18 protein-coding genes are annotated in these 20,227 nt (G+C 46.0%); 17 read left to right on the top strand and 1 reads right to left on the bottom strand.

What is annotated here, in order from left to right; translation table 11 throughout:
* Window positions 1–5 precede the first annotated feature (5 nt).
* From accB to spo0A, 15 genes are all read left to right on the top strand, one after another.
* The gene (accB, locus tag U1I11_RS07910; RefSeq protein ID WP_322905408.1) at window positions 6–494 is read left to right on the top strand and encodes an acetyl-CoA carboxylase biotin carboxyl carrier protein; all 489 of its coding nucleotides are present in this window, start codon (window positions 6–8) and stop codon (window positions 492–494) included.
* A 40-nt stretch (window positions 495–534) separates the two neighbouring features.
* Window positions 535–1,878 carry an acetyl-CoA carboxylase biotin carboxylase subunit gene (accC, locus tag U1I11_RS07915; RefSeq protein ID WP_322905410.1) on the top strand — a complete coding sequence of 448 codons (1,344 nt, stop codon included), beginning with the start codon at window positions 535–537 and terminating at the stop codon, window positions 1,876–1,878.
* Window positions 1,879–1,953: 75 nt separating this feature from the next.
* On the top strand, window positions 1,954–2,361 hold the full coding sequence (locus tag U1I11_RS07920; protein ID WP_322905412.1) for an Asp23/Gls24 family envelope stress response protein: 408 nt from the start codon (window positions 1,954–1,956) through the stop codon (window positions 2,359–2,361).
* Window positions 2,362–2,553: 192 nt separating this feature from the next.
* A complete protein-coding gene (gene amaP, locus U1I11_RS07925; RefSeq protein ID WP_322905414.1) occupies window positions 2,554–3,093 on the top strand; it encodes an alkaline shock response membrane anchor protein AmaP in 540 nt (179 codons plus the stop codon).
* A gap of 15 nt (window positions 3,094–3,108) precedes the next feature.
* Entirely contained in the window at window positions 3,109–3,342 is a 234-nt protein-coding gene (locus U1I11_RS07930; RefSeq protein WP_322905416.1) for a DUF2273 domain-containing protein, read from the top strand.
* 220 nt (window positions 3,343–3,562) lie between these two features.
* Window positions 3,563–4,012, top strand: coding sequence for a transcription antitermination factor NusB (gene nusB / locus U1I11_RS07935; protein WP_322905418.1), 450 nt, complete (start codon window positions 3,563–3,565; stop codon window positions 4,010–4,012).
* 132 nt (window positions 4,013–4,144) lie between these two features.
* On the top strand, window positions 4,145–5,002 hold the full coding sequence (folD, locus tag U1I11_RS07940; RefSeq protein WP_322905420.1) for a bifunctional methylenetetrahydrofolate dehydrogenase/methenyltetrahydrofolate cyclohydrolase FolD: 858 nt from the start codon (window positions 4,145–4,147) through the stop codon (window positions 5,000–5,002).
* 27 nt (window positions 5,003–5,029) lie between these two features.
* A complete protein-coding gene (xseA, locus tag U1I11_RS07945; RefSeq protein WP_322905422.1) occupies window positions 5,030–6,415 on the top strand; it encodes an exodeoxyribonuclease VII large subunit in 1,386 nt (461 codons plus the stop codon).
* Window positions 6,384–6,644: an exodeoxyribonuclease VII small subunit gene (gene xseB / locus U1I11_RS07950; RefSeq protein ID WP_322905424.1), complete on the top strand. Its 261-nt coding sequence runs from the start codon at window positions 6,384–6,386 to the stop codon at window positions 6,642–6,644. Before xseA ends, xseB begins: the two co-directional genes overlap by 32 nt.
* On the top strand, window positions 6,586–7,539 hold the full coding sequence (locus U1I11_RS07955) for a polyprenyl synthetase family protein (protein WP_416235601.1): 954 nt from the start codon (window positions 6,586–6,588) through the stop codon (window positions 7,537–7,539). The genes xseB and U1I11_RS07955 overlap by 59 nt, the downstream gene beginning before the upstream one ends.
* Before the next feature lie 395 nt (window positions 7,540–7,934).
* Window positions 7,935–9,836, top strand: a complete 1,902-nt coding sequence (gene dxs, locus U1I11_RS07960) for a 1-deoxy-D-xylulose-5-phosphate synthase (RefSeq protein ID WP_322905426.1) — start codon at window positions 7,935–7,937, stop codon at window positions 9,834–9,836.
* Between the two features lie 156 nt (window positions 9,837–9,992).
* Window positions 9,993–10,847 (top strand): TlyA family RNA methyltransferase, encoded by an 855-nt coding sequence (locus U1I11_RS07965; protein WP_322905428.1) that lies wholly within the window; start codon window positions 9,993–9,995, stop codon window positions 10,845–10,847.
* Between the two features lie 642 nt (window positions 10,848–11,489).
* Window positions 11,490–11,939 (top strand): transcriptional regulator AhrC/ArgR, encoded by a 450-nt coding sequence (ahrC, locus tag U1I11_RS07970; protein WP_322905430.1) that lies wholly within the window; start codon window positions 11,490–11,492, stop codon window positions 11,937–11,939.
* Between the two features lie 164 nt (window positions 11,940–12,103).
* Window positions 12,104–13,846 carry a DNA repair protein RecN gene (gene recN, locus U1I11_RS07975; RefSeq protein WP_322905432.1) on the top strand — a complete coding sequence of 581 codons (1,743 nt, stop codon included), beginning with the start codon at window positions 12,104–12,106 and terminating at the stop codon, window positions 13,844–13,846.
* Window positions 13,847–14,777: 931 nt separating this feature from the next.
* A complete protein-coding gene (spo0A, locus tag U1I11_RS07980) occupies window positions 14,778–15,602 on the top strand; it encodes a sporulation transcription factor Spo0A (protein ID WP_322905434.1) in 825 nt (274 codons plus the stop codon).
* Window positions 15,603–16,466: 864 nt separating this feature from the next.
* On the opposite strand, the gene U1I11_RS07985 is transcribed toward spo0A, so the two are convergent.
* Window positions 16,467–17,333, bottom strand: coding sequence for an AraC family transcriptional regulator (locus tag U1I11_RS07985; protein ID WP_322905435.1), 867 nt, complete (start codon window positions 17,331–17,333; stop codon window positions 16,467–16,469).
* 348 nt (window positions 17,334–17,681) lie between these two features.
* On the opposite strand from U1I11_RS07985, the gene U1I11_RS07990 reads away from it, so the two are divergent.
* Together U1I11_RS07990 and U1I11_RS07995 are read left to right on the top strand one after the other, a co-directional pair.
* Window positions 17,682–17,849, top strand: coding sequence for a hypothetical protein (locus tag U1I11_RS07990; protein WP_322905437.1), 168 nt, complete (start codon window positions 17,682–17,684; stop codon window positions 17,847–17,849).
* Window positions 17,850–18,247: 398 nt separating this feature from the next.
* Entirely contained in the window at window positions 18,248–18,409 is a 162-nt protein-coding gene (locus U1I11_RS07995; RefSeq protein WP_322905439.1) for a hypothetical protein, read from the top strand.
* Window positions 18,410–20,227: the final 1,818 nt, after the last annotated feature.

The following is a 20,227-nucleotide window of genomic DNA, read 5'->3' on the forward strand; positions in this document are numbered from 1 at the left end:
AATAGATGTTTAAATTAAACGAAATTAAAGAATTGATTCAACTGGTGGACGAAACCTCCGTTCAGGAAGTGGAGATTGAAAACGAAGGCTCCCGTCTCGTTATCCGCAAGCCGGGTAAATCCGAAACCGTATATGTGCAAGCACAGGTTCCTGTTGCAGATGCCGCACCACAAGTAAGCCAGCCGGTTGCAACACCACAAGCATCCGCGCCAGCGACAACACCTGCTGCAACGACACCGGAAGCCGATCCGACACTACATAAAATTGTGTCTCCAATGGTCGGAACGTTCTACCGCTCTCCATCTCCGGAAAAAGGTCCATTTGTAAGCGCAGGCGACAAAGTAAACGGTAAATCCGTCGTTTGTATCATCGAAGCGATGAAGCTGATGAATGAGCTGGAAGCCGAAGTAAACGGAACAATCGTCGAAGTGCTTGCTCAAAACGGGCAACTGGTTGAATATGGCCAGCCCCTGTTTCTGGTAAAACCGGAGTAAGACGGAGCTTACGCACACAGGCTGGAGGAGGACATACACAATGAAATTTCAAAAAATTCTAATTGCGAACCGTGGCGAAATTGCGGTTCGTATTATTCGCGCCTGCCGTGAGATGGGCATTTCGACGGTGGCGATTTATTCTGAAGCGGATCGTGATTCGCTGCACGTTCGCCTTGCGGATGAAGCGTATTGCGTCGGCCCGACGCTGTCCAAAGATAGCTATTTAAACCTGACCAACTTGATGAGTGTTGCAACGCTGACCGAATGCGATGCAGTGCATCCAGGTTACGGTTTCCTTGCCGAAAATGCGGACTTTGCCGAGATTTGTGAATCATGCAATATTACGTTTATCGGGCCATCTCCAGATGCGATCAATCGGATGGGTGACAAATCCGAAGCGAAGCGCACGATGTTGCAAGCGGGTGTACCGGTTATTCCTGGCTCGGACGGTATCGTTGACGATTTGGACGAAGCGGTCAAAATCGCGCGTGAGATCGGCTACCCGGTCATTATTAAAGCAACTGCCGGTGGCGGTGGTAAAGGGATTCGTCTCGCTGAAAGCGAAGAATCGCTCGTTAAACAGATGACAAACGCTCAACAAGAAGCGGAAAAAGCGTTTGGTAATGGCGGCGTCTATTTGGAGAAATTCCTGACCGGCATGAAACATGTTGAAGTGCAAATTATCGCTGACCGTCACGGCAATGCCGTGCATTTAGGTGAGCGGGATTGTTCTGTTCAACGTCGTCGTCAAAAGCTCGTCGAAGAAGCGCCTTGCCCGGTGCTGTCGCCTGAGCTGCGTGCCGAGATGGGCGCTGCGGCTGTACGTGCAGCGCAAGCGGTCAACTACTCTGGCGCAGGTACATTGGAGTTTCTGCTTGGACAAGATGGACAATTTTATTTTATGGAAATGAATACCCGTATTCAGGTGGAACATCCGGTGACCGAGATGGTGACTGGCGTCGATCTGATTCAGGAAATGATTCGTGTGGCAGAAGGCAATCCGCTTTCGTTTACCCAAGACGAAGTGGAAATTAACGGCTGGTCGATCGAATGCCGTGTCAATGCGGAAGACCCTGAGCGTAACTTTATGCCCAGCCCAGGCAAAATTAATTTCTATCTTGCTCCAGGTGGGCCGGGTGTACGTGTCGATAGTGGCGCTTATCCGGGCTATACAATTTCGCCATATTACGATTCGATGATCGCCAAGCTGATCGTTTGGGCGCCGACACGCGATGAGGCGATTGCCCGTATGAAGCGTGCGCTCGATGAATTTGCCATTGAAGGTATCCATACGACGATTCCTTTCCATCTGCGTTTGCTGAATCATGAGACGTTTGTACGCGGTGATTTTGATATTAAATTCCTGGAAGAAAACGAAGTATAATGGCAATGCGCTTCGGTTTGTCAATGAACCGGGTCCATGTTATATTAAGTTTACTTGGCAGGAGGTGTATAAATAATGAGTACATTCCCGACTGAATTTGAACGGACAGACATCGGTGAAATCCAGATCGCGCCCGAGGTGATCGAAGTGATCGCCGGTCTTGCTACGATCGAAGTGGACGGTGTAGCCGGTATGAGCGGTGGTTTTGCCGGTGGAATTGCCGAGCTGCTCGGACGTAAAAACTTGTCCCGTGGCGTAAAGGTTGAAGTAGGTCAACGCGAGGCGGCGGTGGATGTGTCGGTTATTGTGAAATACGGACATCGTTTGCCAGAGGTCGCTGCGCTTATTCAGCGCAATGTAAAACGCTCGATTGAAACGATGACCGGTTTGACTGTCATTGAGGTTAACGTGCAAATTCATGATGTGCATTTGGAAACGGTGGACAAACAGGAAGAAAGCGAATTTACCCACCGTGTAAAATAATTCGCCTCAAATCATTAACGCTTGATTCGTTATGGGCGAGCAATACCACTTTTCATGAAACAGCGTATGTGCGGAATGCGGATACGAGCAGCGGGTTGTGCTCTGCGGGATAGGTGATCCGGTAGAGCCGCCCATCATAAACCCCTGACGAGCAGTCTGGGGTTTAGTACAATGTAAAGGGGCTGCAATGTTTTGGCTAAAATTATCGATCGGCTGCTATTGTTTGTATACAGTCTGAGTATTGGCATTTTGTCTGTGCTTGTTATTTTGCTGCTGACCGGACAGTTTCCTTTTACGATAGATTACCGCAATGAGCAAAATGTGTATATTACCGTCGTCATTATTGCGGTCATGCTGTTTTTGCTAAGTATCCGTTTTTTTTACGTATCGATTCGAACGGAACGCGGTTCCATGCATTCGGTACATCAGCGTACCGAATTTGGCGATGTGCAAATTTCGCTGGATACGATTGAAAATATGACGCTTAAAGTTGCCGAGCGCACACGTGGTGTACGTGATCTGAAAACCCGTGTTCGGGTGGTGGAGTCGGGACTGGATATCGTCATTCGTGCGGTTGTAGATGGCGAGACACCGATTCCGGGTCTGTCGGAAAGCATGCAAAAAAGTATTCATACCGAAGTTGAGGAGATTACCGGTATTCCGGTCTCATCGGTTTCGGTCTATATTGCGAATATCGTTCATTCGCCTGCATTCAAAAGCAGAGTGCAGTAGAAAGGGGCTTCGCTCATGAGATGGCAACTGATCTGGGAGAACTTCGGCGGACGAATTCTCGGCGTGCTGGCAGGCATCGGCTGCGGCATTTTGTATTTGACGGTTGGGTTTTGGGATATGTTGTTCTTTGCACTGTTAGTGTTCATAGGTTATACGGTCGGTCGTCACCGTGATTTGCGGTTAGGTCCATTTATTCACTGGCAACGTGTCAGCGAATGGCTAGCCGATCGCTGGCGTCCGTTTCGATGAACCCTGTCCATCATCATTCCCGGTTTGAAGTGAGCAATATCCCCGCTTTTCCGGAAATGAAGGTGGACAGTTTTTTTGTTTGCCGTCCGTATACTTGCGGAAGCTAACTATTTTTCAATAAAATATACAGGCGACAGATGCAGCCACGTTTGGCGTAGCTTAGAGCATAGCTAATGGCAAGCTGGCGCGCAGTGCATGTTGCCGAAAGGATATGAATCGTATGAAAAGAAGATTAGCGCGGGAAATTACCGTACAAAGTCTGTATCAAATGGAAATGAATGAAGTAAAAGCCGAAGTTGCTGTAGAGATGTTGCTAGAGGAAGCGGCGGCGGACAACGAGTCTGAAGTGGAAGTACAAGATGAACGACAGCTCAAAGCGTATGTGCTTGATGTCGTAGCTGGTGTGAACAGTAACCGTGAAGCGATCGACGGTTTGCTCGTCGATTATTTGCAAAATTGGCAAGTCAGTCGTCTGTCCCGGGTCGACCGTCAAATTTTGCGTTTGGCAGTGTATGAGATGATTTTCACCGAAGATGTGCCGGCAAAGGTAGCTGTAAACGAAGCGATCGAGCTGTCCAAACATTTTGGCAGTGAGGAATCAGGCAAATTCGTCAACGGTGTGCTTGGTAAAATGATCCACGATCTGGATAAGCTGAAAGGTCGCCAATAAGCGACAATCGATAGGTGACAAGCGGCAACAGGCAAGCGATCATCGCTACGAGGTAAACGATTTAAGCTCAGTGATACAAGGGCATATGCCCTCATTCATATTCATTTTCATATGTTAAAGGAGCGATTTATCATGGCAGCAACGATTATTAGCGGTACACAGATTTCGCAGGAAATTCGTCAGGATATTAAGCGGGAAGTGGAAGCGATGCAGGCGCAGGGCTTTCAGCCAGGATTGGCGGTTGTGCTCGTCGGTGACGACCCGGCTTCCCATGTTTATGTACGCAATAAAGAGAAAGCTTGCCATGATCTTGGCTACTATTCGGAAGTTCACCGTCTGGCTGCCGATACGTCACAGGAACAACTGCTGACATTGGTAGACAAGCTGAACAAACAGGACAATATTCACGGTATTTTGGTACAGTTGCCATTGCCGAAGCAAATTGAAGAAAAAGCGGTCATCGACGCCATTGCTCCACAAAAAGATGTGGATGGCTTTCATCCGATCAATGTCGGTAATCTGATGATCGGTGACGAAAGTTTGCTGCCATGCACACCGGCAGGCGTGATCGAAATGATCAAACGTACCGGTATCGAACTGGCTGGCAAACATGCGGTCGTAATCGGTCGCAGTAATATCGTCGGCAAACCGGTATCGATGCTGTTGCAGCGCGAACATGCAACGGTAACGATGTGTCATTCTCGTACAGCGAACATGAAGGAACTGACTCAACAGGCGGACATTCTCGTGGTCGCGATTGGGCGTGCTAATTTTGTCGACGCCAGCTTTATCAAGCCGGGAGCGGTCGTGATCGATGTTGGTATGAACCGTCTTGATAACGGTAAGCTTGCCGGTGATGTTGATTTTGAAAGTGCGAAGGAAGTATCCGGGCCGATCACTCCGGTTCCGGGCGGCGTAGGCCCGATGACGATCACGATGTTGATGAAAAACACGCTCGTCGCCGCGCGCCGTGCATATGGACTCAAATAAAGGGCTCAAGTAAGAAAGGAGACCGTTATGGGGCAACAGCAGCGTATATACTCCATCAAGGAGATTAATAAATACATCCGGATGAAAATGGAGTCCGATTCGCTGCTTTCCGAAGTATGGCTGAGGGGCGAAATCTCCAATTTCACTCATCATTCAAGCGGGCATATGTATTTTACATTAAAAGATGAAGGCAGTCGCTTAAAGTCAATTATGTTCGCTTCGTACAATCAGCGGCTTCCGTTTATTCCGAAAGAAGGCACACGGGTTGTCGCCCGTGGCTATATTTCCGTCTATGAACGTGACGGACAGTATCAGTTTTATGCAACCTCGATGCAGCCGGATGGCATCGGCAGTCTGTATCTCGCTTATGAACAGCTCAAGCAACGGCTAGAGCATGAAGGTCTGTTTGATGCTTCACGCAAGCGCATGATTCCGCATTTTCCGAAAGTGATCGGTGTCGTGACTTCACCAACAGGTGCAGCGGTGCGCGACGTGGTGATCACATTGCGCCGCCGCTATCCAGCGGTACAGATCGTCGTTTATCCGGTGCTTGTACAAGGTAAGGGGGCAGCACCAGCGATCGTCAAAGCGATTCGTGATCTCAACCGGATGGGCGAAGCCGATGTGTTAATTGTCGGACGTGGTGGTGGCTCGCTCGAAGAACTGTGGGCATTTAATGAAGAAATGGTAGCACGGGCGATCGCTAGCTCGCATATTCCAGTCATTTCGGCGGTCGGACATGAAACCGACTTTACGATCGCTGACTTTGCCGCCGATTTGCGTGCTGCTACACCGACTGCTGCTGCTGAGCTGGCGGTGCCGAGTGTCAATGAATTACGTGCACAGCTCGTCCAAATACGTCGGCAGCTCCACCAAGGGTTGCTGCGTCTGTCGCAGCGTCAGCGCGAACGTTTGAACCGATTGCGGCGTTCTACGGCACTTCTTCATCCTAAGCGTCAGCTTGTACAGCATATGACACGGCTGGATATGCTGGAACGCCGCCTGACCGCCAGCTTGCTGCGGCGCAGCCATGTGCAGCGCGAACGGTTGGGACGGATGAGTCAGCGGCTAGCACGGCATAATCCGCAGGAGCAACTCATTTATGCAAGACGACGTACCGATGCGGCGCGCCGGCAGTTGGAATTGCGCATGCAGCAAATTTTACGGCAAAAGCAGCAGCAGCACGGCTTTGGCTTAAAACAGCTTGATGCGCTGAGCCCGCTGAAAGTGATGGCGCGCGGTTATAGCCTTGTGTACGATGAGCCAGAACAGCAATTGATCAAATCGGTCAAACAGGTAACACCGGGAGAGATTATCAAAGTACATCTGCAGGATGGACAATTGCAGTGTAACATATGGAGCATTAAGGAGGCGGACAACGATGGCGAAGGCAGCAAAGGAACAAGAGCTTAATTTTGAACAGGCGATGGACCGGCTAGAGGAAATCGTCTCCGAATTGGAACATGGCGATGTGCCGCTGGAAAAAGCGATTGATCTGTTTCAACAAGGAATGAAGTTATCCCAAGTGTGCGGTTCCAAGCTGGAAGAAGTGGAGCGCAAAATTGAAATGATCGTTGAAGAAGATGGAGAGCTGCGCAAACAGCCGTTCCAATCTGCCGAAAGCGGTGACGAGATTGAGTGAGCGTCCAGAGCTGAAGCACTATATCGATGAACTTGCCGTGCAGATGGAGGAGCAACTACAAAGCTTTTTGCCCTCCGGCTGGGATGTGCCGGATACATTGCAGCAATCGATGTTGTATTCGCTAATGGCAGGCGGCAAGCGTCTGCGTCCGGTATTTGTGATTGCGGCGGCAGAAGCGCTGGGCGGCAGTCGTGAAGCGGCGCTGCCGGTAGCGTGTGCGATCGAGATGGTACATACGTACTCGCTAATTCATGATGATTTGCCGGCGATGGATGATGATGATTACCGTCGTGGCAAGCTGACCAATCATAAAGTGTATGGCGAAGCGCTGGCGATTCTCGCTGGTGATGCATTGCTTACACATGCTTTTTATGCGGTGACAGGCTGTACTGCGTTGGGCGTACAACCGGAAGCAGCGCTAGCGATCGTGCGTGATTTGGCGGAATATGCCGGGCCGCGTGGTATGGTCGGTGGACAGGTGGCAGATATGGAAGGCGAACAGGGCATGACCGAGTTGGAGCAATTGCGGTATATCCATCTGCACAAAACGGCGGATTTATTTATGTTTTCGCTTACGGCTGGGGCAAGAACAGCAGGAGCGACCGAGCAGCAACTGGATGCGCTACGTCGTTTTGGCTCTGATATCGGGCTGGCGTTCCAAATTCAAGACGATATTTTGGACGTAATCGGTGACGAAGCTAAGCTCGGTAAAAAAACGCAAAGCGACAGCAAGCTGCAAAAGGTGACCTATCCTTACTTTATCGGTTTGGACGCTTCCAGACAGGAAGTGGAGCGTCTGACGGCAAGCGCTAAAACAGCTTTGCAGGCGGCAAATTTGCAAGACGCCAGTCGTTTGGAAGAAATCGCAGATTATTTGGTGCAACGTGACCATTAATGGTTACGTATAGCCATCAGGGTCTATTTCAGCAATCGATGATAGTTAGGCGTGCGTCAGCGTACGAATTGAAGAAGCGGATAAAACGAGCAAGCCGGAAAACTCTTAGTATGAACGGGAGTTTACTGCCTGCTGGTGTTTATCCGTTATCTGCGTTTTGGCAAGTATGGCTGTTTGGTTTACAGACGCTGTGTACAGTTTGGTCGTAAAACTAGCTGCTCTAATTGAGCGGAAACCGTTTATCCGGCAATATAGGATAGCTGATTTCGTAAACGAACCGGCTTGTGGTATAGTGGATAGTAATATAAAACGCAGGTACAATTATCGATTGATTATTTTGCATGTAAACAATATTTGGACGCCGAGTGGCGTTCAAAGGAAAGCGGGGAAATGGTGTGCTGCTTCCACAGATTCATCAACCAAGTGATCTCAAAGATTTGACAACAGAACAGTTAACCGTGCTGGCAGGAGAAATTCGCCAGTTTCTGATCGAGAAGCTATCGGCAACAGGCGGTCACCTGGCTTCCAATCTGGGTGTAGTGGAGCTTACGCTTGCTCTGCATTATTTGTATGACAGTCCAAAAGACAAGTTTATTTTTGACGTTGGTCATCAGGCGTATGTGCACAAAATTTTAACCGGGCGGATGGATCGTTTTGATACATTGCGCAAATACAAAGGCTTATGCGGTTTTGTTAAACGCAATGAAAGCGAGCATGATGTATGGGAAGCCGGGCATAGCAGTACATCACTATCAGCAGCGATGGGGATGGCGCTTGCGCGTGACTTCAAACGGGAACACAATAAAGTCGTCGCCGTAATCGGTGACGGAGCGCTTACAGGCGGTATGGCTTTTGAAGCGCTTAACCATATCGGACATGAGCAGCGCAAGCTGACCGTTGTGCTGAACGACAACGAGATGTCGATCGCACCGAATGTAGGGGCGATGCATAAATATTTGGGCAAAATTCGCTCGGATCGCGGCTATTTACGCGCCAAAGATGAAGTGGAACAATTGCTCAAAAAAATTCCAGCGATTGGCGGCAAAATTGCCAAAACCGCCGAAAAGCTAAAAGATTCGCTGAAATATGCGATGGTATCCGGCGTCTTGTTTGAGGAGTTGGGCTTTACTTATTTTGGTCCGATCGATGGTCATGATCTGCCGAAGTTGCTCGAAACATTCCATCAGGCAGACAATGTAGACGGCCCGGTGCTAATCCATGTGGTGACGATCAAAGGCAAAGGCTATTTGCCAGCCGAAGCCGATTCGTACAAATGGCATGGCATTACACCGTACAAAATCGAATCCGGTCAAGTGCTCAAAGCTGCCGGTAATCCGATGTATACCGAAGTATTCGGCAAAACGCTGATCGAGCTGGCGGAACAAGACGAGCGCATCGTTGCCGTTACGCCTGCTATGCCGGGCGGTTCGGGGCTGTTCCCGTTTGCCGATCGCTTTCCTGAGCGTATGATCGATGTCGGTATTGCCGAGCAACATGCGGCAACATTGTGTGCGGCATTGGCGATGGAAGGTATGAAGCCGATTTATGCGGTCTATTCAACCTTTATGCAGCGTGCTTACGATCAGATCGTGCATGATATTTGTCGTCATAACGCCAACGTTATGTTTGCGATTGACCGTGCCGGTTTTGTCGGGGCGGATGGTGAGACACACCAAGGCGTATATGATGTTGCTTTTATGCGTCATATTCCGAATATGGTCATTATGATGCCAAAGGACGAAAATGAACTGCGCCATATGATGAAAACGGCGCTGGAATACAATGATGGACCGATCGCTTACCGTTATCCGCGTATTAGCGGTTTGGGCGTACCGCTTGATCAAAAGCTGCTGCCGATTCCGATCGGACAATGGGAAAACGTACGTGAAGGTGACGGCTATGCGATCATCGCCTCCGGGCCGATGGTGCAAATGGGGATCGAAGTTGCCGACGAACTGAAACGCGACGGCATGCATGTGGCAGTGATCAATGCGCGCTTTATGAAGCCGCTGGATGAGCAGATGCTGCTTGATCTGGCAGCGCGTGGCACACGGATGCTCGTCGTCGAAGAAGTGTCACAGGCGGGCAGTATGGGCAGTGCGGTGTTGGAGTTTTATGCAGCGCGCGGTTTGTATGATGTTACCGTTGGGCTGATGGGCATTCCTGATGCGTTTATCGAGCACGGCAGCATTAAAGATCAGCAACGTGAAGCAGGGCTGACACCGGAGCATATCGCCGCCTCGCTTAAAGCGCTCGCACCGGGACAAGCATGGACATTTCAAAAAAATTCGGTCTGACCGTTGAACGATGACAGCAGCGAAGCGGAAAGTTTTATTTTCCGCTTCGTTTGCTGTTTACACAGCTGCTTTTAATGTGGAATGATTACAATGAGCCAAAACATCAGGCGCTACAAATAGCGTTTAAAAATACGGAATCCGTACAGGAGATTATTTATGGCAAGTGATAAAGAACGTCTTGACGTCCTGCTCGTCGAACAGGGATATTACGAAAGCAGGGAAAAAGCAAAAGCAGCCGTGATGGCAGGGCTCGTCTACGGCGGCACCGAGCGCTTGGAAAAGCCGGGCATGAAAATTCCACGCGATACCGCGCTCAATGTCAAAGGTGCGGTACATCCGTATGTCAGTCGCGGCGGGTTGAAGCTGGAAAAGGCGATCCAGCATTTTAGTTTGGATATGGAAGGACGTATTATGCTTGATATCGGTTCTTCCACCGGCGGATTTACAGACTGTGCTTTGCAGCATGGTGCAGCGCATGTGTATGCGATTGATGTCGGCTACAATCAGCTAGACTGGTCGCTGCGCAATCATGCGCAAGTACAAGTGATGGAGCGGACGAATTTTCGTTATATGACACCTGAGCAATTGGAAGGGCCAACGCCAAACTTTGCTAGCATCGATGTGTCGTTTATTTCGCTACGTTTGATGTTGCCGCCGCTCAAAGAGCTATTGTCACGTCCTGCCGATGTGGCGGCGCTGATCAAGCCGCAATTTGAAGCTGGACGGGAAAAAGTAGGCAAAACCGGCGTTGTGCGTGATCCGAAGGTGCATCAGGAAGTGTTAGAGCATGTGCTCGGCTTTGCCAAAGAGCTCGGTTATGAGCTGCGCGGGCTTACCTTTTCCCCGATCACAGGCGGAGAAGGCAATATCGAGTTTCTGGCACATTGGCATCTGCCAGCTGCCGATGAGGTGTTGGAGCCGATTCCGGAGCTGGCGGATTTAAGCGAGCTTGCCGCGCGTACAGCGACAGAGGCAGGACATCGTTTTCGCGGCGGTGCAGCGAAAAAGTAACATGATTACTCATCTGACATCACCGCTTTTGATTTATTGCGCTATGCGAGCGTGTGGATTGAAAGTTTAGGGGATTTTCCCTGATTTTGTCTATCGACGGTCACTCACCATTTCGATTGCAGATGAACAGAATGGGCATTTGACCGTGTAGGAGCCGTATTAGGGAGCTAACGCTGCGCTAGGTCAAGTAGGAATGAACATGCCTTTAGGGGAGATAAGAAAAGACCTGCACTGGCAGCTTGCAGCCCGGCGCAGGTCTTTCGGCTTGCATACGACTGAATATACAACTGGAATACGGCAATTCAAAAGCTGCTGGCGAATTTTACATCGAAACTCAATTTGGCTATTGATTTACGAACAGATATTCCTATATAATGAGAACGAACGTTCCTCCTGGTTCGTTGTTTCAGCCAGCGTTTGGACTCTCCCGTTCTTGATGTTACAATAGGGTAATGTGCGATGCCACGTTGATGATCGATAGAGACGCAGACTATGTTCCAATTGCAAAGCTCAAAAAGGAATATACCTGCACAATCTCGAATAATTATAGAGTCTGTTTTACCAAACTAGGCGCTATAATGCATTCGTCAAAGCGATCATGTGCATGATTATAATAGAGCATACTACCAAGCGGAGGTCTTTATGAAGGGACAGCGACATATTAAAATTCGTGAAATTATTACACATCAAGATATCGAAACCCAGGATGATCTAGTTGAAGCGTTGCGAGAAGCAGGCTTTCAGGTGACCCAGGCGACCGTATCACGCGATATTAAAGAACTTTTACTGATCAAGATTCCGACCGATGACGGAAGATATAAATATTCCTTGCCAACCGATCAACGCTACAATCCGGTGCAGAAGCTTAAGCGCGCACTGGTGGATAATTTTCTGCAGATCGATTTTACGAACAATCTGGTTGTGATGAAATGCCTTCCGGGTACAGCCAATTCGATCGCTTCCCTTGTGGACAGTATGGAATGGCAGCAAATTATGGGCACGATATCAGGTGATGATACGATGCTGATTATTTGCCGCACCGAGAACGACAGCCAGAAAGTGATCGAGCAGATTATGGGCTTTATTTCTTAAGATGGTAGATAGTATGTCTTAAGACGATAAATACGCTCGTTCTGCTTCCGTCGTATGATCGATACAGCCATGCCGTTTTTTGGCGCCAGCTGACTGTGGAACTTTGATCCGGTTTCGTCTGAAGCGTGGTCAAACAGTCTTTTATACGAGAAGGAGTGAGCTCCATGCTAGTTATGCTGAGCATCAAAAACCTGGCTGTTATTGAAGAAATCGACGTTTACTTTCATAAAGGATTCCATGTACTGAGCGGTGAGACCGGTGCGGGTAAATCCATCATCATCGATGCGCTCGGTCTGATTGCAGGCGGAAGAAGCTCAGCGGAGATTGTGCGCTACGGTTGTGACAAATCGGAAATGGAAGCTCTATTCGAACTGCGGTCTACACACCCGGTTTGGTCGACGTTGGCGCGTCTTGGCATTCAAGGTACCGCCGAAGAACATCTCGTCATTCGTCGTGAAGTGACGAGCAGCGGTAAAAGCACAGCGCGCATTAACGGTCAGCTTGTCAATTTATCGATGCTGCGTGAAGTGGGCGAACAGCTCGTCAACATTCACGGACAACATGAACATCAATCATTAATGAAGCCAGAGCGCCATCTAGGCTTGCTGGATACGTTTGCCGACGTGAAGATTGGGCCAGTGAAGCTGAAATACAATGAACAATACAGCAGTTATATTAAAATCGAACGTGAACTGCGCGAATTGCAAGAAAACAGTCAAAAAACGTATCAAATGATGGACTTGTATCGCTTCCAGCTTGAAGAAATCGCCGCCGCAAATTTGCAGCCAGGCGAAGATGAGACGCTTGAAGAAGAACGTTTGCGGCTGGCGCATAGCGAGAAAATGATGGAAGCGGTAGCAGGCGGTTATCATCATCTGAACGGTGAGGGCACGATGGGCGCGATTAGTGTGGCGATGTCACGTCTAAGCGATGTAGCACGTTATGATGCCAAACATCTTGATCCGTTAGTGGAGCAACTGCAATCCGCTTATTATCAGCTTGAAGATGTCGTTTATCAGCTTCGCAACTATCAGGAAAATATTGAATTCAATCCAGGCCGCTTGGAAGAAGTGGAATCACGTTTGAATATGATCTCTGGCTTGCGCCGCAAGTATGGCGAAAATGTTGAGCAGATTTTGGCTTATTACGCGAAAATCCAGCGTGAGACCGATCTGTTGGAAAATAAAGACGAACATTTGCTCAAGCTGGAAGCGAAGCGTGATAAACTTCGTGCACAGCTATTGGAAACTGGTGAGCGGCTGAGCAAGCTGCGCCGTGAAGCAGCAGGTGAGTTATCCAAACAAGTGGAAGCCGAGCTTAAAGACTTGCAAATGCAGCGTACAACACTGCAAGTTAAAATTGATTATATTTATGATGCTAACGGAATCGAATGGAATGACCATCGTATTCGGATTACCCGCCAAGGGATCGATACGGCTGAATTCCTCATTTCGCCTAACCCTGGTGAGCCGCTGCGCCCAATGGGCAAAATCGCTTCCGGTGGTGAGCTATCGCGTATTATGCTGGCGCTCAAAAGTATCTTTGCCCGTCATGAACAAGTGCCTGTACTCGTATTTGATGAAGTGGATACCGGTGTGAGCGGACGCGCTGCACAATCGATTGCAGAGAAGTTGTTTAAACTGTCTTCCGAATGCCAAGTGTTCTCGATTACACACTTACCGCAAGTAGCATGTATGGCAGATCATCAGTATTTGATCGAAAAACGAATTGTGGGCGATCGTACAGCGACGAGCGTCGTCTCGCTGCATGAGGACGGTCGTGTCGACGAACTGGCACGTATGCTAGGTGGAGTCGAGATTACCGAGAAAACGAATCATCATGCACTGGAGATGCTTAAGCTGGCAGAAGCACGCAAAGATGGCGGTTCAGCCTACGCTGTCCATTAATGGAGCCGAAGCAGCTGCAAAGTATAGCTAGTAAATGAGCAGATCGAGCTATTCAGTCATTATTGTTATGTAGTAAGATCATCATTCCGATCGTTATGTCATATTATAAAGTACAAATTAAGGTGAATGAGGCAATATAGTTTTAATGGATGCGTTAATCGATGTTTCAATATGATATATTGTTGATTTGTAGTGTGGCTATGTCATTGTTATGCGTCATTTATCCATTTTTGTAGTGCCTATGTAGGAACGATTACACACTAAGCGATTGTATATAATTGACTGTGTAACATAATCGTTTTAAATCCGCTGTATGACCTTAGTTAGAGCGATAATTTGTATACTATCAAACTATATTTAAAGCGATCATCGTAATACATTATTATTTTGACGATGTTAAGTTTTAATGTTGATGATGTTTTTAATTTTGATCATGTACGGATAGGGCTATCATTCAGGACATAAGGCAGATTTAAACATAAAATTGATCTCGATCAATGTGCTATTCGGTCAACATATTATAATGTACTATTACGTTAAATGATTGTAATAGCGAGTTTGAATGTATCAGTTATTTTCACGCATAGAATGTATGTGTACAACACTAAATTGTATATTTGAAATGGTCATCGTACTATTTTTATTCGGGAAGCCTGCCTGTAATTGCAGTGCTTCCCGTTTCTATATGTGATCATAAATAAATGAGATAAGCTGCCGTGCTACGTCTTTTTGTGTCTGTTTATCGCATATAGGATAGAAAAATTGGGAAAATTATGAGATTATTGTTTTCGACAGAAGGATTCATGCTTTTTGTGTCGAATGAAAGTTTATAGTAATTATGAAGTGAATGATTAGATCGAGCATAATGAACACACTACAAATGGATGCAACACAGCAGGAGAGCGTGACCAAAATGAAGGAGGAATATCCATTGTCAACTATTCAAGTATTGCTAGCAGATGATAATCGTGAATTTACTAATATGCTGGCTGATTATATTTCCAATCAGCAGGACATGGAAGTCGTAGGAATCGCATTTAACGGTGAGGAAGTTTTAAAAACGATGGAAAACTTGCCAGAGCTACCAAATGTACTAATTTTAGATATTATTATGCCTCATCTGGATGGGCTTGGTGTATTGGAACGGTTGCGCGATATGAATCTGAATCCGGCACCGAAAATTATTATGCTGACCGCGTTTGGTCAGGAAAATATTACACAACGTGCAGTGCAACTAGGTGCTTCCTATTATATTTTGAAGCCATTTGATATGGAAGTACTCGTCAATCGTGTGCGTCAATTAGTCGGCACTGGTGAATCGCTGGGCAGCAATGGCAGTTCTGCTAGTAATATGAGCAATGCGATGAACAAGCCAGCCGTAGCGATGCCAGCTAAAGGTCGCAATCTGGATGCCAGCATTACGGCGATTATTCACGAGATCGGTGTGCCTGCTCATATTAAAGGCTACCAGTATTTGCGTGAAGCGATCACGATGGTGTACAACAATATCGAAATTCTCGGTTCGATTACGAAAACGCTATATCCAGCGATTGCGGAGAAATTTAAAACAACACCTTCGCGTGTGGAACGCGCCATTCGTCATGCGATCGAAGTTGCCTGGACGAGAGGCAATATCGATTCGATCAGCCATCTGTTTGGTTATACGATCAATATTAGCAAATCCAAGCCAACGAACAGTGAATTTATCGCTATGGTAGCTGATAAACTGCGGATTGAGCACAAAGTTCCTAACTGATGTAGAAGTTAGCATGTTTGGGTCGTGCCTATATGTCAAATTTATATCGATAATAAATTAAAAGCAAGAGCAGCATGCTCCTTGAAAAGGGATCAATGTTGCTCTTTTTTCATATCATTGGATCAAGTCAATTTCGTATGACCTATTTTGACCATTAACAAGCTATCGGTTATTATTGTGCCGATTGTTGGACTATTTTACTACATCAGCTTGTTCCATGCATAAACGAGCAAAACACGTTATAATAAGATTTGTGCTCAAGTAAGCCGTCGGAATAGCTTAGTAAGCATTGCCATTCAATCAAATACAACAACCGTACTAAGTTTGCCGATTACACTACAGTGTAGCAGTGTAGCAGTATCGCAATCAAAGCAACCGACAAAGTCACAACAGCATGAGCAAACAGAACATCAACACAACAGCATAAGCAAACAAAACATCAGCAGCAAAAATGGACAAACAAACAAAAATAATCTCAATTATGCAGCCTGTAGCATTCGGATTCAGACTGCCGAGAGAATTTTACTACAATGGAGGGATAACGCATGGAAAAAATGAATGCTTGGGTATTTGTGCTCAGTACGTATGTTGTAGCAGTGGCGCTCTTTTTCGGGGTATGGAAAATAAGTGATCTGCTTTTTTTCCGTTAATACGCAGCGCAATTTGATAAGTTAGCTTAAACATAAATTCAGCTGCATATGCAAAAGTATCCAAAGAGCCGTTTCTCCGTCTAGCCGCTCGCCACCTTACGAACAAGGTAATCAACGATCGGCTTATGCAGAGAAACGGCTTTTCCGGCTATGCTTCGTATGATCATAGTCTATACATATCATTTTATGCTTTACAGTGGCATCTATATACTTGTTACGTCCACTCTTTACGATAAGCGAGCGGAGTGCAGTCGACTCGTGCTTTGAACAAATTAATAAAATGCGATACATTGTAGATACCGACTTCGCTGGCGATTTGCTGGATACTTTGATCGGAGTAGCGTAACATATGTTTGGCGGTATTAATGCGAATATTGATCAAATACTCAATCGGCGGTAAACCGATATGTTGTTTAAAATCACGGCTAAGTTGAAATTTGTTTACAGCATATTTTTTAGCCAGGTCATCGAGTGTGATCGGTTCGGTATAATGTTGTTCCAAATATTGTTGCAAATCTAGCACTGGAGCCGGAATACGTCCATGTTTGTCGCCAACATACACAGCATGCAGCAAAATATCGGTTAACAATTGCACGATTAATTGTGAGCTAATCAACTCGGTTTTGTTGCTGCGTGGTGTTTGGATATTCAGCAACCGTTGCATCAGCCCTGGAATTGCGGAATACTCGTTCACATGACAGACCGGAGTTTGCCGCTGGCTAAACGGTGCGTAATAGCCTTCGAGCGCTTCACCGCGTATATGCACCCACAAAAACTCCCACTCTTGCTCCCGCACAGCTTCGTAACGATGGTAGTCCATACAATGAACAAAAAACAGATCACCGCTTTCAAGCGTGTAGTCTGTATTGCCATAACGGAGCTTGCCGCGACCGGATAATGTGTACAAAATCAAATACGAATTTAAATGCTCACGTTCGGTCACATAAGGAAACGAAGTCTTAAAATGGCCGATCTCCTGTAAAAAAAAGTAAAACGCCTGTGCAGTAGAAGATGGCGTTAAAATAAGACGAATCGAATCTTCCGTTCGTATATGTGAAGCTTTTTCCCAGTAGCTCGTCATGTAGCTTTTCCTCCTGCATAGGTAGGGTTAAAATACAGTTCATTCCGGTTCATGATGCGATCCATAGGGCATGAATCAGCGATAACGTTCAAAATTGCAGGTTATAGTAGACTGATTGCAAATACTGGAAATAAATCAGTAGCCGATATACATTTGCCTATACTGAGTTGAAGACAGCTAAAGTTATTCGGAATGATAGTTAAATTGTAAGCGTTATCTTCAAATTAATCAATTAGTTCGTCTATTTTTTGGCATATATAAAGTGAACAACAACCGCAAATAGTACAGTATTAAAATGGCAGCAGGATCGCTGAATATAAAGATGTTGACTTGGCAAGGCGAGTTATAATGAACTGGAACTGGAACTGGAACTGGAACTGGAACTGGAACTGGAACTGGAACTGGAACTGGAACTGGAACTGGAACTGGAACTGGAACTGGAACTGGAACTGGAACTGGAACTGGAACTGGAACTGGAACTGGAACTGGAACTGGAACTGGAGGAGTCTATACTGAAAAGAGTTGGAAGGTGAATGTGCAATAAAACGTATACGTTAATTCACTTATTTGCTCGTATAAAATATTGTGGGCGTACTGTTTTTTTGTACAGTAGAATGGACGTTATATTATAGGCTAAGACTGTGTTAACAACTGGCGTATTTCATACTTGTGTATATGTTAGCGGAACTTTGCAATGAAAACAAATGGAAATAAAAACAATAATTTGGGCTGGAAAGGATATAGATACAAAGCATATATCGCTGTCAAACGGTAAAATCAAGCAGAAAAAATGGAAGCTGACTGCATATCAATCCATACATTACGTTTACTTAGTAAACACTAACCAAGCTGATCTTCCGAACATATTCAATTAATGTGCACATGATCTGTTTACAAAAAGGTGTTCAACAAACATGCTTAAGCAAGAGCAAGAGCAAGAGCAAGAGCAAGAGCAAGAGCAAGAGCAAGAGCAAGAGCAAGAGCAAGAGCAAGAGCAAGAGCAAGAGCAAGAGCAAGAGCAAGAGCAAGAGCAAGAGCAAGAGCAAGAGCAAAGTAAAAAGGCCACCCGCAGGTGACCTTTCTAACCCAAATGGCGCTATTTAAATCTGACCGCATCCCGCGCCACCGGAAAGTTCTAGTTGTTACGCTAGAACCTCGGCTTGGGTAAAGGACGCGTTCAACATGTGATTATTGATGTTGACGCACCTCCTTTCTGTATGGAGATAGTTTAGCATAGGTTTACATAAACATCCAGTGTTATTTACAAAAAATCAAAAAATATAAAATTGTTCGTATACATAGTCTTTTTAATATTCGAAAATATGAACAAATAAGCCGCAACCCTAATTTATTTTCGGATAAAGAGCTATTATGGGCAAATAATTAGTGAATTTTTGTCGATTTGATGTATAATCGCTATTAAATATAGAGAAAAAATTAAAAGTATATAATGGGAATTATGTGCAATAATAGGTTGATGGCGAACGGATTGGTGTTTGTTTGACTTGTAGTGGTAGAATAGTAACTCGGTCGTTAGCATGGGGAGCATCGATAAACCGACTAGAGTTAGATAGGGAACAAGCTACCATACGGGCAGAAACAGAGATATTTGTGAAAACGATAGTAGGATTTTTCGGTTACGACTGTAACGGATAAGCAAAGGACGCAGCGATGTATAGATACACAGCAAGCAGTAAACAAGTATTTGCTAGTACGCCGCTGACGAGACAAACAGTAAACTAGTACCTTGACCGAGATGAATTGGAGTGTTGAATCTATTTTAAGATCGCATGGATCAGGATTTTAGTACACGATCAAAATTAACATTTAACTTGGTCAATGTACTAGAATGAGGTATGCGATGTGACTTGGGTATACCTACAAGTAATAAGCAAAAATTCGATGTCACGTCGATCTATACCCGAGCAGTACACAACAGTGCGACTTCCATCTGATTTACACACGAGCGGAAAGCTAGAATACGGTGTTACACGAATGTGTACGCAAGTGATAAACTACAATGTGACGTTACATGGTATATATGCAAGGGTAAACAACAATACGATGTTACATGGATATGCAAGCGAACGGTACACAAGCATACGACGTTAGATAGATATGCGTGCGAATGTTGCACAACATTACAGCGTTACTTGGAATCTGTACCTAATTTGGTGAATAACAATACGATGTTAGATGAAATTTGCGCATAAGTGGTAAATTATAATATCATCTTACATGGAAATGCAAGCGAGTAATATACAATAATACGGCATTACTGCAATCTGCGCATGAGTAGTAAACAACAATACGATGTTACGTACATATACATGTACGTAATACACAAACATGTACCATCACGTGCACGCAGTGAGACAGATTGGCTGATCGCTGTACGGTGGTAGCATCACGCAGTATATACACAAACGACAAGCCACAATGCGGCGTTACATCGATACACACAAGCAGTAAGCAACGTACGTAAAATCGTCTGTATACAAAAATAATAAACACAGTCTTATCAACATGATGTATTGGAAGCCACAAATCAAGCTAGCGATTGAATGAGTGCTTATTTATACAATGAATGTGAATGTACGAAGTAAGATCAACGCCTACCGCTTGCTTAGGCGCGGCATCGTTCGCATATTTAGCGTCATGATGTTTATGCCTGCGCCATTTGCGGACGGCGAAAAGATCAGGAGGTACATAAGCTACATTGTCATAAGCGATAGCCTGTAGGTAAAGAGCATAAAATTCAGCTTCTAGTCGGTTTGAAATGGCTTTTCTGTCTGTCATACGGGCAAACTTATTGTATGTTTCGGGTTCGATAGGAGCGGCTGGACAGACAAGCATGTACAGATGAAATACTTTGTATAGTGAACAGGATAAAA

It is taken from the genome of Paenibacillus campi, from assembly GCF_034659835.1.
Lineage (GTDB): Bacteria > Bacillota > Bacilli > Paenibacillales > Paenibacillaceae > Saccharibacillus > Saccharibacillus campi.

What these genes read in the sequence shown, in the direction of transcription:
- U1I11_RS07920 (WP_322905412.1), top strand. Translation starts at nt 1,954, where the DNA reads ATGAGTACATTCCCGACTGAATTTGAACGGACAGACATCGGTGAAATC.
- accC (WP_322905410.1), top strand. Translation starts at nt 535, where the DNA reads ATGAAATTTCAAAAAATTCTAATTGCGAACCGTGGCGAAATTGCGGTT.
- folD (WP_322905420.1), top strand. Translation starts at nt 4,145, where the DNA reads ATGGCAGCAACGATTATTAGCGGTACACAGATTTCGCAGGAAATTCGT.
- U1I11_RS07990 (WP_322905437.1), top strand. Translation starts at nt 17,682, where the DNA reads ATGAACTGGAACTGGAACTGGAACTGGAACTGGAACTGGAACTGGAAC.
- xseB (WP_322905424.1), top strand. Translation starts at nt 6,384, where the DNA reads ATGGCGAAGGCAGCAAAGGAACAAGAGCTTAATTTTGAACAGGCGATG.
- U1I11_RS07955 (WP_416235601.1), top strand. Translation starts at nt 6,586, where the DNA reads ATGGAGAGCTGCGCAAACAGCCGTTCCAATCTGCCGAAAGCGGTGACG.
- ahrC (WP_322905430.1), top strand. Translation starts at nt 11,490, where the DNA reads ATGAAGGGACAGCGACATATTAAAATTCGTGAAATTATTACACATCAA.
- U1I11_RS07995 (WP_322905439.1), top strand. Translation starts at nt 18,248, where the DNA reads ATGCTTAAGCAAGAGCAAGAGCAAGAGCAAGAGCAAGAGCAAGAGCAA.
- accB (WP_322905408.1), top strand. Translation starts at nt 6, where the DNA reads ATGTTTAAATTAAACGAAATTAAAGAATTGATTCAACTGGTGGACGAA.
- xseA (WP_322905422.1), top strand. Translation starts at nt 5,030, where the DNA reads ATGGGGCAACAGCAGCGTATATACTCCATCAAGGAGATTAATAAATAC.
- recN (WP_322905432.1), top strand. Translation starts at nt 12,104, where the DNA reads ATGCTAGTTATGCTGAGCATCAAAAACCTGGCTGTTATTGAAGAAATC.
- U1I11_RS07930 (WP_322905416.1), top strand. Translation starts at nt 3,109, where the DNA reads ATGAGATGGCAACTGATCTGGGAGAACTTCGGCGGACGAATTCTCGGC.
- U1I11_RS07985 (WP_322905435.1), bottom strand. Translation starts at nt 17,333, where the DNA reads ATGACGAGCTACTGGGAAAAAGCTTCACATATACGAACGGAAGATTCG.
- nusB (WP_322905418.1), top strand. Translation starts at nt 3,563, where the DNA reads ATGAAAAGAAGATTAGCGCGGGAAATTACCGTACAAAGTCTGTATCAA.
- U1I11_RS07965 (WP_322905428.1), top strand. Translation starts at nt 9,993, where the DNA reads ATGGCAAGTGATAAAGAACGTCTTGACGTCCTGCTCGTCGAACAGGGA.